12 protein-coding genes and 1 tRNA gene are annotated in these 11,632 nt (G+C 55.7%); 8 read left to right on the top strand and 5 right to left on the bottom strand.

The features are described 5' to 3' along the window. Nucleotide 1: 1 nt before the first annotated feature. Nucleotides 2-73 (bottom strand) — tRNA-Gly (locus QZN75_RS05885). Between the two features lie 312 nt (nt 74-385). Here QZN75_RS05885 and QZN75_RS05880 point away from each other — a divergent pair. The 8 genes from QZN75_RS05880 to QZN75_RS05845 all read left to right on the top strand — a co-directional run bounded on the left by QZN75_RS05880 (nt 386) and on the right by QZN75_RS05845 (nt 7,299). Further along, nucleotides 386-1,009: a bifunctional precorrin-2 dehydrogenase/sirohydrochlorin ferrochelatase gene (locus QZN75_RS05880; RefSeq protein ID WP_292426018.1), complete on the top strand. Its 624-nt coding sequence runs from the start codon at nt 386-388 to the stop codon at nt 1,007-1,009. Further along, on the top strand, nt 1,006-2,292 hold the full coding sequence (gene hemA, locus QZN75_RS05875; protein WP_292426015.1) for a glutamyl-tRNA reductase: 1,287 nt from the start codon (nt 1,006-1,008) through the stop codon (nt 2,290-2,292). Before QZN75_RS05880 ends, hemA begins: the two co-directional genes overlap by 4 nt. A 46-nt stretch (nt 2,293-2,338) precedes the next feature. After that, a complete protein-coding gene (locus QZN75_RS05870) occupies nt 2,339-2,806 on the top strand; it encodes an N-acetyltransferase (protein ID WP_292426012.1) in 468 nt (155 codons plus the stop codon). 181 nt (nt 2,807-2,987) lie between these two features. Then, a complete protein-coding gene (gene hemB, locus QZN75_RS05865) occupies nt 2,988-3,962 on the top strand; it encodes a porphobilinogen synthase (RefSeq protein ID WP_292426011.1) in 975 nt (324 codons plus the stop codon). Between the two features lies 1 nt (nt 3,963). Beyond that, nucleotides 3,964-5,205, top strand: a complete 1,242-nt coding sequence (locus QZN75_RS05860) for a glutamate-1-semialdehyde 2,1-aminomutase (RefSeq protein ID WP_292426009.1) — start codon at nt 3,964-3,966, stop codon at nt 5,203-5,205. Continuing rightward, entirely contained in the window at nt 5,202-6,086 is an 885-nt protein-coding gene (hemC, locus tag QZN75_RS05855; protein ID WP_292426007.1) for a hydroxymethylbilane synthase, read from the top strand. Before QZN75_RS05860 ends, hemC begins: the two co-directional genes overlap by 4 nt. After that, complete coding sequence (gene cobA / locus QZN75_RS05850) at nt 6,083-6,844, top strand: uroporphyrinogen-III C-methyltransferase (protein ID WP_292426005.1); 762 nt, start codon at nt 6,083-6,085, stop codon at nt 6,842-6,844. The genes hemC and cobA overlap by 4 nt, the downstream gene beginning before the upstream one ends. After that, nucleotides 6,841-7,299: a phosphate-starvation-inducible PsiE family protein gene (locus QZN75_RS05845; protein WP_292426002.1), complete on the top strand. Its 459-nt coding sequence runs from the start codon at nt 6,841-6,843 to the stop codon at nt 7,297-7,299. Before cobA ends, QZN75_RS05845 begins: the two co-directional genes overlap by 4 nt. Nucleotides 7,300-7,852: 553 nt before the next feature. Here QZN75_RS05845 and QZN75_RS05840 read toward each other — a convergent pair. The 4 genes from QZN75_RS05840 to QZN75_RS05825 all read right to left on the bottom strand — a co-directional run bounded on the left by QZN75_RS05840 (nt 7,853) and on the right by QZN75_RS05825 (nt 11,150). Beyond that, the gene (locus QZN75_RS05840; RefSeq protein ID WP_292426001.1) at nt 7,853-8,833 is read right to left on the bottom strand and encodes a DUF2927 domain-containing protein; all 981 of its coding nucleotides are present in this window, start codon (nt 8,831-8,833) and stop codon (nt 7,853-7,855) included. 164 nt (nt 8,834-8,997) lie between these two features. After that, nucleotides 8,998-9,390 carry a hypothetical protein gene (locus tag QZN75_RS05835; RefSeq protein WP_292425999.1) on the bottom strand — a complete coding sequence of 131 codons (393 nt, stop codon included), beginning with the start codon at nt 9,388-9,390 and terminating at the stop codon, nt 8,998-9,000. A gap of 557 nt (nt 9,391-9,947) precedes the next feature. Beyond that, nucleotides 9,948-10,850 (bottom strand): metal-dependent hydrolase, encoded by a 903-nt coding sequence (locus tag QZN75_RS05830; protein ID WP_292425996.1) that lies wholly within the window; start codon nt 10,848-10,850, stop codon nt 9,948-9,950. Nucleotides 10,851-11,027: 177 nt separating this feature from the next. Continuing rightward, nucleotides 11,028-11,150, bottom strand: coding sequence for a hypothetical protein (locus QZN75_RS05825; RefSeq protein WP_292425993.1), 123 nt, complete (start codon nt 11,148-11,150; stop codon nt 11,028-11,030). Nucleotides 11,151-11,632 lie beyond the last annotated feature (482 nt).

The following is an 11,632-nucleotide window of genomic DNA, read 5'->3' as shown; positions in this document are numbered from 1 at the left end:
ATGCGCCGACCGGGACTCGAACCCGGGTTTAGGCGTTGGCAACGCCTAGTGATAACCACTACACTATCGGCGCAGTGTGCTCTAAAGAGTGAGCATTCATAGAATTTAAGTATATCGAACTCTGGGCAAGAACTAGCCGTATTTTCCGGACGCTGCCGCCGATGGGAACCCGGGCCGGGCGATGCGCTGAACCCTGGCACAGCTCCGGCCGGTGCGGTTCGGTCCGCTGCCCTGCTGCTGACACGGCCGCTGTCATCAGACAGGAAGATTCCCTTACCGGCACAGGCATGTTCGCGATCCCGACTGTCCTGTCCGGGGGAAACCCCACCTGCCCGGAATCACATGCCATATCTTAATGTAACCCGATCGCTCTAACTATAGATCAATGATTCCTCTCTTCGTGGAGTGCACGGGAAAACAGGTGGTTATTTTCGGCGGTGGAGAGGTAGCGGCACGCAAAGCCGGGTATTTCGCGAAAGAGGCGGAAGTCCTCATGGTCAGCAGGACGTTTGCCCCGGCGGCAAAGGCGCTGCCGGTCCAGATCCAGACGCTCGATACCCGCACGGCGACGGATGCGGATCTCGATCTGATCATCGCGCCGGCGTTCCTTGTCATCGGGGCGCTCTCCGACAAGGCCGAGAACGACCGGATCGGGGCGCTCTGCCGGGAGCACGGCGTGCTTTTCAATAGCGCGGACGGCGAGCCCGGCGACGTTATCATCCCGGCGATAACGATCGGGGCGCATTACACGATCGCGATAAGCACCTGGGGGGAGAGCCCGGCGGTCTCCCGGTTTATCAGGCAGGATATCGAAAAGAGGTACCCGGCGCTCGATGCCATGATCGCGCTCCAGCACCGGCTGCGCGAAACGCTGAAGACCCGGCCGGTCACGCAAGCGGAGCGGCGCCGGATCCTGTCGGCGGTGCTTGGCGACAAACTGGTCTGGACGCTGTTGAAAAAATCTCCCGAACGTGCGTGGGAGCATGTCAGCGAGAGGTACCTGGTATGACTGAACCGGTTGCACGAATCGCAATTGCCGGCGTCAGTCACCACACCGCTGACGTCATGGCACTCGAAGCCTTCCGGTTTGGTGACGAACCGGCATTTCTCAACGCTGCCGGCAGGAAGTTTCATGGCGTGCTTCTCCTCCAGACCTGCAACCGCGTCGAGGTCATTGTTGAAGGCGATGGTGCGGCGCTCCATGACTTCCTTACTCAACAGGGCAGGGCAGGTTTTTCCCTGCTCGAAGGCCGCGATGCGCTCCACCATCTTCTCTCGCTTGCCGCCGGCATCGAATCGATGATCGTGGGCGAAGACCAGATCATCGGGCAGCTCAGGAAGGCGCTTGCCGACGCGCAGGAAGCTGGCACCGCGAGCAGTTTTCTGGAACTCTGCATCAACAAGGCCGTCCATGTAGGTGTCGGGGTGCGAAAACGCACGCAGATCAACCGGGGCGCTGTCTCGGTCGGGTCTGCCGCGGTGCTCCTTGCCGAGTCCGAACTCGGGACGCTTGAGTGCCGGCACATCCTTGTGGTCGGGAGCGGCGAGATGGGACTCCTTGTCGCGCAGGCGCTCATGGCAAAACACCTGACTGCGATGTATGTCGCAAACCGCACCTACGGGAGGGCGGTCATACTTGCGGAGAAGATTGGCGGAAAAGCAGTCAGGTTCACGGAACTGTACCATTACATCACCCTCTCGGATGTTGTGATCTCGTGTACTTCCGCGCCGCACCCGGTCATTCATATGGCAGATTTAAAAGAGGCGATGCGGGCCCGGTGCTGGCCGGTTGAAGGCCATCCCCGACCGCTTATTTTAATCGATATCGCCCAGCCCCGGGATGTTGAGGAGGGTGCGGGCGCAATCGACGGGGTCCGGCTCTTCACGATGGACAACCTGCGGGAAATAAACGAGCAGACCATGATCACCCGCCGGGCCGAGGCAGAACGGGCCACGGCCTTTGTCGGCGAGGAACTGGACCTTTTCATACGGCAGCTGCACCGGAGAGCCGCCGACGACTGCATCGCCACCCTGCGTACATGGGCAGAGGCAGTACGGATGCGCGAGCGGGATAAGGCGCTCGCGCGGCTGGGCGGGGCCGACGACAAGACCGCTGAAGTGATCGACGACCTGACCCGGGTACTTACAAAAAAGATCCTCACGGATGCGACAGCATCCATACGTGCATGTGCGGAGGACGGCGATCGCAGTGCAGCCGAAGCGCTGGTGCAGGCCCTCACCCGGGGAGGGACTGTTGTGACACCTCCCGAAAGCGGGGACACGCCGGAGTAACAGGCCCGGCCGGGCCAGATGAATACTCTAAAAGGGGGCAGCCAGCATGCCGGGACCACAAGCACACGAACTCCTGATAAGGCCGTACCTGGACGAAGATTTTACAGAAGTTACCGGACTTGAATCTGCCGGCGTGCATGAACGCTACCGGTCAGCGGTCTTTGTCCGCCAGATGGCCATGCTCTCTCCCGCGACGTTTCTTGTGGCGGTATCAGGAAAAACTGTGGTCGGGTTTACGGTGGGAACCATCGTGCAGGACGATCCCGCGCAGGCCTGGATCCTCCGCATGATGGTGCGGGACGGGTTCCGGCACCGGGGGATAGGAACCGCGCTGCTCCGGGCAGTCACCGGTGTGCTGCACGGACGATCGGTAAAAACGATCTACCTGACGGTCGCCCCGAAAAATGAACCGGCCGTACTGATGTACCTCCGCGAAGGGTTCGAGCAGGAATCATTAGAGCCTGCCTACTTTGGCGGGGGCGAAGACCGGTTCGTCATGAAACGGAGTTCCTGAACCGACACGTTGCCGGGCAGATGAAAGCCCGAACAATGAGGATCTCTGCATATAAACAGGTAAATACGGAAACGGGAAATAACGTACCCGCCCGTTCCCGGCAGCCGCCTTCCCGGATAATATAACCATAAATACGATGCATCTGCAATCTCTAATCAGTAACGTCCGGGGTATGGTGCGCATGTTTCCAGAGCGAAGAATGAGGCGGGTACGCACCCGCAATGTCCAGCCGCTTTTGTGTGAGACGACGCTGACCAGAAACGATCTCGTCGCCCCCCTTTTTGTCGATGAGACTGCAACGAAACAGAGACCCATCGAGTCCATGCCCGGGCAGTTCCGGTACCCGGTCGACAAGATTGCCGGCATTGCCGGGAAGATGTGGGAGCGGGGTATCCGGGCCGTCCTTCTCTTTGGCGTCCCTGCCCACAAAGACGACGCAGCAACCAGCGCCTACGACCCCGGGGGGATCGTGCAGCAGGCAGTCCGGCGGATCAAGGCCGCGTACCCCGGCATGGTGGTTATCACCGATGTCTGTGCCTGCGAGTACACGAGTCACGGGCACTGCGGGATCGTGGGCGGGACACGCGGCGGGGAAAAGGATCTCTTAAATGACGAGTCCCTGCTCCTGATGAACCGGATCGCCGTCAGCCACGCAGAGGCCGGCGCCGATATCGTCGCCCCGTCCTGCATGCTCGACGGCATGGTCAGGTCGATACGAAATGCGCTGGATGAGGAGGGGTACGAGGACGTGCTCATCATGTCCTACTCGACCAAATTTTCGTCCTCCCTGTACGGCCCGTTCCGGGAGGCCGCAGAGTCCGGCTTCTCGTTTGGCGACCGCAGCACCTACCAGATGAACCCGGCAAACGGTCGCGAGGCATACCTTGAATCACGGCTTGACATGGACGAAGGCGCCGATATCCTGATGGTAAAACCCGCCGGTCCGTATCTTGACGTTCTGGCCGAAATTGCGACGCTCGGCCTCCCGGTCGCCGGGTACCAGGTGAGCGGAGAATATTCCATGATCAAGGCCGCCGCAGAACGCGGCTGGATACAGGAGAAAGAGACTGTTCTTGAAACCCTCACCTGCATCAAGCGTGCGGGGGCCGACCTCATCATCACCTACTTTGCCTATGATGCATGCGGGTGGCTCTAGAATGAAGAGCAGGGACCTGTTCGCAGATGCACAAACCCTGATGCCCGGCGGTGTCTCAAGCCCGGTCCGGGCGATAAAGCCCTGGCCTTTTTACACGGCCCGCGCAGAAGGGTCGCACATTTCCACAATCGACGGCACAACGCTTATCGACTGCTGCATGGCCTATGGCCCTCTTCTCCTCGGTCACGCCCATCCTGAAATAAAAAAAGCGATTGCTGTTCAGCTCGACAAGGGCTGGCTGTACGGCACTCCCACGCCGTACGAACCGGAGTTTGCCCGGCTCATCACCGGGGACCACCCGGGCATGGACATGGTACGGTTTGTGTCGAGCGGCTCGGAGGCGACGATGGCCGCGATCCGGCTCGCCAGAGGCTTCTCCGGCAAGTCCGATATCGTGAAGATTGAAGGGGGGTTCCACGGCGCCCACGATGCAGTGCTCGTGAAAGCCGGCTCGGGCGCGACCACGATGGGCGTTCCCGATTCTGCCGGCGTGCTTCCCGCACTTGTCGCCCACACCCGGCAGCTGCCGTACAATGATCCGGAAGCACTTGAAGCCCTGCTTGCAAAAAATGCTGACATTGCCGCGCTCATCATCGAGCCGGTGCTTGGGAATATCGGGCCGGTGGTCCCGCAGGACGGCTACCTGAAGGCAGTCCGGGAGATCACAAAAGCCTACGACGTGCTCCTTATCTTCGATGAAGTGATCACCGGCTACCGGCTCGGTATCGGCGGGGCTCAGGTAAAATTTGGTGTCAGGCCGGACCTTACCACGCTCGGAAAGATCATCGGCGGCGGCCTTCCCATCGGCGCATTCTCTGGGAAGCGCGAGATCATGTCGCTTGTCGCACCGCAGGGCCCGGTCTACCAGGCCGGCACCTTCTCGGGGAACCCTCTCTCCCTTGCGGCCGGGATTGCGACGATCCGCTGGCTGCATAACCACCCCGGGACGTACGCGGACCTTGCAGAAAAGGCCCGGATCATCGATGAATCCCTCCCATCAGAGAAGAAAGCCACAGGCTCCTTTGTCCGGATCGGATCGATGTTCAAGTACTTCTTCCGGAAAGATGCCCCGCAGAACTACACCGACGTAAAGGAGTGCGACACGGCGGTCTTTACCCGGTTCTGGCAGAAGATGCTTGATCGCGGCGTGTTCCTCCCGCCCTCCCAGTTCGAGACCAATTTCCTCTCAGTGGCACATACGCCCCAGGATCTTGAGATCATTGCAGGGGGATATATCGCATGACGATCCGGATCGGCACGAGGGGCAGCAGGCTCGCGCTCGCCCAGACCGGTATTGTCATAAAAAAACTCGGGGCCCTTGGCATCGAAGTTGAACAGAAGATTATCAGCACCCAGGGCGATGAGGTCACCGGTGTCCCGCTCCACGAGATCGGAAAACAGGGCGTTTTTGTCCGGGCACTCGACGACGCGATCCTCAATAATGAGATTGACTGTGCGGTGCACAGTATGAAGGATATCCCCGCGGTTCGCCCGTCGGGGCTTTTTACCGCCGCGATCCTCCCCCGCGATTCCCCTGCTGATTTCCTTGCCTATACCGGCCCGATTGGAGCGGTATCCATTGTCGGGACCTCGAGCACCCGGCGAAAGGCCCAGCTCCTGCGCCACGACTCGACGCTCACCATACACGACCTGCGGGGAAACGTGGACACGAGGATCCGTAAGCTCAGCGAAGGGCAGTACAACGCGATTGTCCTTGCCGAGGCCGGCCTTTCACGGCTTGGGATCCATATCCCCGGCGAGCGCCTGCCTCCCGAAAAGTTTGTCCCCACCCCCAACCAGGGCACCATTGCGGTCGTGAGCCGGGCAGACCCCTCGCTCATGGAAGTGCTCTCCGCTCTCGATCACCCGGAGACCCGTAAAGATGTGGCGATCGAGCGGGCGGTGATGGAGCAGGTGGGCGCAGGGTGTTTCACGCCCATGGGTATTTATTGTAAGGGTGGGCACCTGACAGCTGAAGTCCTTTCGCTGAACGGGAAGCGGACAGAACGTATCGACAAAAACATTGAGACGATCGAAGAGGCCCGGGGGCAGGGTAATAACCTGCGGGCACGGGCCGGCGACCTGATCGCAGAAGCATACCAGACTCTCGGGATTTCCTTATGACCGGTAAAGTATATCTTGTCGGGTCCGGCCCGGGCGGCACGGGGCTCCTGACGCAGCGGGCAGCAGAGATCATTCATACAGCAGATGTGATTTTTTACGACCAGCTGCCCGGCGAGGAGATCCTCTCGTCCCTTCCCAAAAAGGCCGAGAAGATCGACTGCGGGAAGTACGGAGGAACCCACACGCTGGAGCAGCACGAGATTGAGTCCCTGATGGTCGACCGGGCACAGAAGGATCTCACGGTAGTCCGGCTCAAGGGGGGCGATCCTTTCCTCTTTGGCCGGGGCGGTGAGGAGATCGAGACTCTTCGGGCGGCAGGTATCGACGTCGGGATGGTGCCGGGGGTCACCAGTGCGCTTGCCGTGCCCGCATCGGTCGGCATCCCGGTCACGCACCGGAAGTATGCCTCGCAGGTTACGATCCTTACCGGTCACGAGGACCCGACGAAAACCAGACCTGCGCTTGACTGGAAACTGCTCGCGCAGGGCCGGGGTACGATCGTGATCCTGATGGGCGTCGCAAACCTCAAAAACATCGCCCGTGCCCTCATCGCAAACGGCAAGTCCAAAAAGACCCCGGTCGCTGTCATCGAGCGGGGGCTGAGAAAGGACCGCCGGGTCACGACCGGGCCGCTTGCGACCATCGGCGATATGGCCGCACAGGCCGGTGTGAAGCCACCGGCAGTCATCGTGATCGGCGACGTGGTCCGACTCTACGATCCCACACGGGCCGACCTGATCCCGTACGAAGGTGAATGATGCTTGGATTTATCAACCGTTTTGAAAAACTGGTCTACATGCTGCTCATCGCGCTGCTTGTCATTGTCCTTGTCTTTGCACTCGGCGAGATGTTCTGGTACCTCTGGACCTGCCTGACCAATTACCCGGTACTGCTGCTGGAAAATCGCGAACTGATCGGGGTTCTTGGTGTCTTTTTACTCGTGCTCATCGCGGTGGAACTGCTGGACACGATGAAGGCCTATATCACCGAGAACGTGATCCACGTTGAAATCGTCGTGCTCCTTGCGATCATTGCGATTGCGCGGAAAGTAATCCTGCTTGATCCTGCGTCGACTGACGGGCTGGAACTCATCGGGATCGGTGTCATTATTGTCGGGCTTGCCTCTTCGTACTTCCTGATCAGGAAGGCAGGCTTCACGATCGGGAGCGGGATTGAAAAACCTCCGGAAGCAAACCCCCCTCAGAACGGGTAAAGAAACAATTTTTTTAGAATCCGGGGACGGAATCAGGAATCCCGGTTCCGGTTTTCCTCATGAGCGTGGGACTCTCACTTTTTGCCTGTCATACCGGATTGTGGTCAGAATACTTTTTTTGGTGATTACTCAATAAAGACCACCATGAATCAGTTCTTTATGGAAAAACTTCAAAAAATCTCGTTCATTTTTTAGTTTAAAGACGTTCCTGGGGGCTAAAGCCCCCGCCACTGAGGCTTCCCCCCTATTGCGATAGTGCCGTATTACCTGTACCTCTGTGTGCCCCCGATACAGGTAATGCCGAGGCATCGCTAATAGCGCCCCGTCCCCCCCAAGGGGGACAAAGCGGCGCAAGAGGGGGGCTGCAGTTTTTTTGTGTTCTTCGGAGCACAGATCTTAAAAAAAATCCTGAATTGTCTCAATACTACCAATGGGTTAGTGGTGGATGTTACCTAATCACCTAAAAAATTATGGGGGTACCATAGATTCAGGTACAGAGAAATTTTTAATTGTACTTACGGTCATCCATAGAAATTTTTAATTGTACTTACGGTCACCCATAGAAATTTTTAATTGTACTTACGGTCATCCCACTGGTAATTTTCGTGCCGTACATCAGCTGAACGGCTTTAACGTCAATGGCGTCTAATTGGGCATTGCTATTTGGCTGGCTGTAAAACATACTATCCGGATATTTCATGGACTCTCCCGTGAAACCCAGGAAATAGAGTAATCCGCGCAGCATATAATGGGTCCGTTTATCCCCGGTTAAATCCGAATTTATATATACGGAATCCGTTTCGACGGAATTTGAATCGACGAGAGAACGGTAAATCGAACAGATGGTGCCATTCTCATCACGGTTTAATGCCTGTTTCCCGTTAATTATGTTATACGAGGTGTCCTGGGAAAGGGAGGTTAAGGATGTTCCCGGCATGAATTTAAGCATGATATTCCCTTGCGAACCTGTGGCGGGTGCGGAAATCGTCGTTGTTGTTGATAAGTAATTATTGAATTGCTGCCTGAAATTATCCAGGCGGGTCCAGTCATAATCGGTATATGAACCGTCAAGAGAAATTTTTTCAGGAGATGTGGTTACCTTGTTTATCTGGTCATTGCCGGTACCGAATGCAATATCTATCAGGTGCAGATAAATCTGGGCGGACGTATAGGCAACGGGGGTCGCGGTTGGCGTGGGTACCGACGTATTAGTCCGGGCAGGGACCGTCGTCGCTTTTGCGGTTGCGTTGGCGGTTGCATTCGTTGTCACACTGGCAGTTACCTTGGCGGTTGCGTTGGCGGTTGCGTTGGCGGTTGCGTTGGCGGTTGCATTCGTTGTCACACTGGCAGTTATCTTGGCGGTTACACTCGTTGTCGCCTTGGTGGTTATCACGGATGTTGTCTGCAGGGAAGTATTTGATACGGACGAAGTGCCGGAGGGATTTTGAAATGAGATTATGGAATCCACGAGAGCAATACACGCAATAATAGACAGGATCACCAATACCGCCACGATGATCGCTTTTTGTTTCATGATAACATACCATATACGGGTTTTCTAAATGAAGAATATTCCTACTTTTTCCGTCATGCAGGCATAAATGCCATACCGTGTAATAATTCCCGTCCCCCGGTATTGTCCAGAGGGAAGCAGCGGATACTGTTTTTTATTACCCCGCATTCCCGCAAGGCAGGGACTTATGGGGTGATATCCCGGCTGGATGCGACAAGAATCCCGGCGAACAGGCCGAGTGCAGCGGATCCAAGTGCGATCAGGGCGTCAGGGATTGCCTTCCCGGAGAAGGCCAGGATTACCATCCCGGCAACAGCCGCGAATACAAATATGCCAAGCACAATGAGTACCAGTTTATAAAATTTCTTTTCATCGTGATATTGGACGCTTTCAAGCAACCGTGCAATCTCCCGTGCTTCGCTTAACGATGTGGTACTGGGATCTTTTCCTACGGATCTTAATGCGTTCTCGATCTTCTGGACTTCAGAAATTGTCGTCCCCGTGGCAATGGTGCGTGCCGGACCGGTGGAATCTTTTGAAATAATGTCCGATCCGTTTTCAGGTTCATTCCCGAGCATACTAAAAAGATGCACTTCCGCACTATATCTTGTTTCTTATCGGGACGCCGGCTCAGGGAAAACGTTTCAACCATCCCAGCTTGAAGGATGTGGATAACGTGCTGTTTCAGCCCCCCATTTTTTTAAATAAAATCTTTCAAGGATACCACCCGGGTCAATTGGTTTAACGCTCCAGGGGATTTTTTGCAATGCCTCCGCCCCGCACGCGAGAGGCATCCCCTGCAATGCGGTAATCATATTTCAGAAGGGATAGGGGAAGCAGTAAAAGAAACCCCCGGGTTGTTTTGCAGGTCTCCATTCGGTCCCGCTCATTATTATAGGCCGGGCTGCCATGCCCCCTCGATAAATTGGAGATACCTGTGAACTGCCGGTGTGCTCAGGTGTACCATTCACGGTGCAGGTCTTCGGTTCTTCGACAGCACAAGGCACCCGGCCAAAAGACCGGCTGCAATAATCCCGGGTACCGGCATACCACCCGGAATCTCATTTCCGCACGCGAAAAAGAATAATTGCCCCTGCAGTTGGTACGATACGAATGCTCGCCGGAATCGCCCGGGTCAGGTGGGAGGCGGGTCGTTTTTACGATTCCTGTAAGATCCGTACGTTGCTGCAATCTCTTTTGCTGCGGCAAGTGTCGTCTGGTCCGGGTCTTTCCCGGCCAGTCTCACCAGGTATTCCATGCGTTCGATTTCACGAACAGCGGGTCCGGCGGGATAGGGCCTGACGTGGGCCGTCTGCCGTTTTTCCGGCACGGGACGTGCGTTTTTAAGAACCGTTTCCCACCGTACAATAAGGATCGCCGCAAGCGCGATGATAACGATGGTAAATGCGTACTGATCGGCACTTGTCACAGCAAGATCTTGTAAGGGAATTTTTAACAGGCCGCAGGCAAGCACGATCCCGCAGAGGACCCAGAGCACGATCTCCAGACTTTTCAGGAGCGTGCCGACGGCTTTTTTGTGGCGTGCTGCAGCAGCGGCGAGCGGTTCCCGTAACCAGAAGAGCGCCAGTCCGCAGACACAGATGATAATGATAACCCATTCTGCCGGGTTGTAGATGTCATTTTCCAGTATGTAGAGGAGGAAATCCTGTGGCGATAGTGCCTGTGCGGGGTAGGGGCCGCCAAGCAGGGGATACAGCCACATTTTTGGGTACATCCACATGGAATCGAGGATCTGGTGAGAGAAAATCCCGATGTCCAGCGCGAGGATGACCGGGGATGCGTAGTATTTCCAGAGAAGGAATCCTGCGACCAGCAGGATCGCAAAAACGATCAGGATATGAAAAAGGAACCTGCCGTTTCCAAAGATTGTGGGGAACAGGATATAGAGTGGTTTATCGACAAGGTCCGGGAGGGCTGCCCCGATGATGCACGGGACGATCCACCTGCGATCGTTGAGGAGAGCGGCGATCAGGAGCCCGAGGATAACGCCGGTGATGAGGTGGAAGAAAAAAAACATGTTTGCTGCAGGGGATATGTCTTTATTTAATTAATAAAAGTCTGTTGGGTCGCATCAGGGGCAAAAAGCAGGTTCTTTTCGATCACGGCATATATTGACACGATCTAAAAGGAGATCGGCAAACAGAATCGCATGGTGGCCACCCGGGATTCCGTTGAAGCTTGGATAAAAGAGAAATCAGAGCTGGCTTAACCGCTGAAGCCTCTTGTGGTATTGCTTTTTTGTCTCGTTAAGGTTCTGCCGCTCCTTCTCGGTCAGTCCCTTCTCCGGAATTTTGGCTTTCTTGACTATCTTAACCATGAGTAGTATTCGGTCATCAGGGAAATAATGGTTTCACCCATTGGTTCTATCATATCTGATCTCTGACGATGGGCAGATCAATTGTCTGCCTGGCCAATTTGGCATTCGCGATCAAGTCGCAGTATGGTATGAGATTGTGATGGATATCTTAAAACCCATCACAAATCGCCATTATCATTTGGAAAATTAACAAAAGTAATCGGACTGTAGTGTGGGGAAATGTCTTCAAAAACTATTTTTTACTGCATTTTATCTACTAACAAGTGTTAGAGATTAAAAAAAAGTTCACCGGGGTTACCGGACTTTTTGTGAGATACCTATGTCGTTGGTTTTGTCGTTGGTTTTGTCGTTGGAACAGTGACAGGTTTCATTATCGGTTTTGTCGGAGGAACAGCGGGAGGTTTTATTGTTGGTTTTATTGTGGGTACTGTTGATGTACCGGCGGCACCCTTGGAAAAAACCTTGGTAAACGCCGGATACGC

The sequence above is a fragment of the Methanoregula sp. genome (genome assembly GCF_003170075.1).
Classification (GTDB): Archaea; Halobacteriota; Methanomicrobia; order Methanomicrobiales; family Methanospirillaceae; genus Methanoregula.
This window is presented reverse-complemented; position numbering and strand designations above follow the sequence as displayed.

Excerpts from the sequence above, each read along its gene's own strand:
- QZN75_RS05825 (WP_292425993.1), bottom strand. The coding sequence starts at position 11,150 with ATGGTTAAGATAGTCAAGAAAGCCAAAATTCCGGAGAAGGGACTGACC.
- QZN75_RS05880 (WP_292426018.1), top strand. The coding sequence starts at position 386 with ATGATTCCTCTCTTCGTGGAGTGCACGGGAAAACAGGTGGTTATTTTC.
- hemB (WP_292426011.1), top strand. The coding sequence starts at position 2,988 with ATGTTTCCAGAGCGAAGAATGAGGCGGGTACGCACCCGCAATGTCCAG.
- QZN75_RS05835 (WP_292425999.1), bottom strand. The coding sequence starts at position 9,390 with ATGCTCGGGAATGAACCTGAAAACGGATCGGACATTATTTCAAAAGAT.
- QZN75_RS05860 (WP_292426009.1), top strand. The coding sequence starts at position 3,964 with ATGAAGAGCAGGGACCTGTTCGCAGATGCACAAACCCTGATGCCCGGC.
- hemA (WP_292426015.1), top strand. The coding sequence starts at position 1,006 with ATGACTGAACCGGTTGCACGAATCGCAATTGCCGGCGTCAGTCACCAC.
- QZN75_RS05830 (WP_292425996.1), bottom strand. The coding sequence starts at position 10,850 with ATGTTTTTTTTCTTCCACCTCATCACCGGCGTTATCCTCGGGCTCCTG.
- cobA (WP_292426005.1), top strand. The coding sequence starts at position 6,083 with ATGACCGGTAAAGTATATCTTGTCGGGTCCGGCCCGGGCGGCACGGGG.
- QZN75_RS05845 (WP_292426002.1), top strand. The coding sequence starts at position 6,841 with ATGATGCTTGGATTTATCAACCGTTTTGAAAAACTGGTCTACATGCTG.
- hemC (WP_292426007.1), top strand. The coding sequence starts at position 5,202 with ATGACGATCCGGATCGGCACGAGGGGCAGCAGGCTCGCGCTCGCCCAG.
- QZN75_RS05870 (WP_292426012.1), top strand. The coding sequence starts at position 2,339 with ATGCCGGGACCACAAGCACACGAACTCCTGATAAGGCCGTACCTGGAC.
- QZN75_RS05840 (WP_292426001.1), bottom strand. The coding sequence starts at position 8,833 with ATGAAACAAAAAGCGATCATCGTGGCGGTATTGGTGATCCTGTCTATT.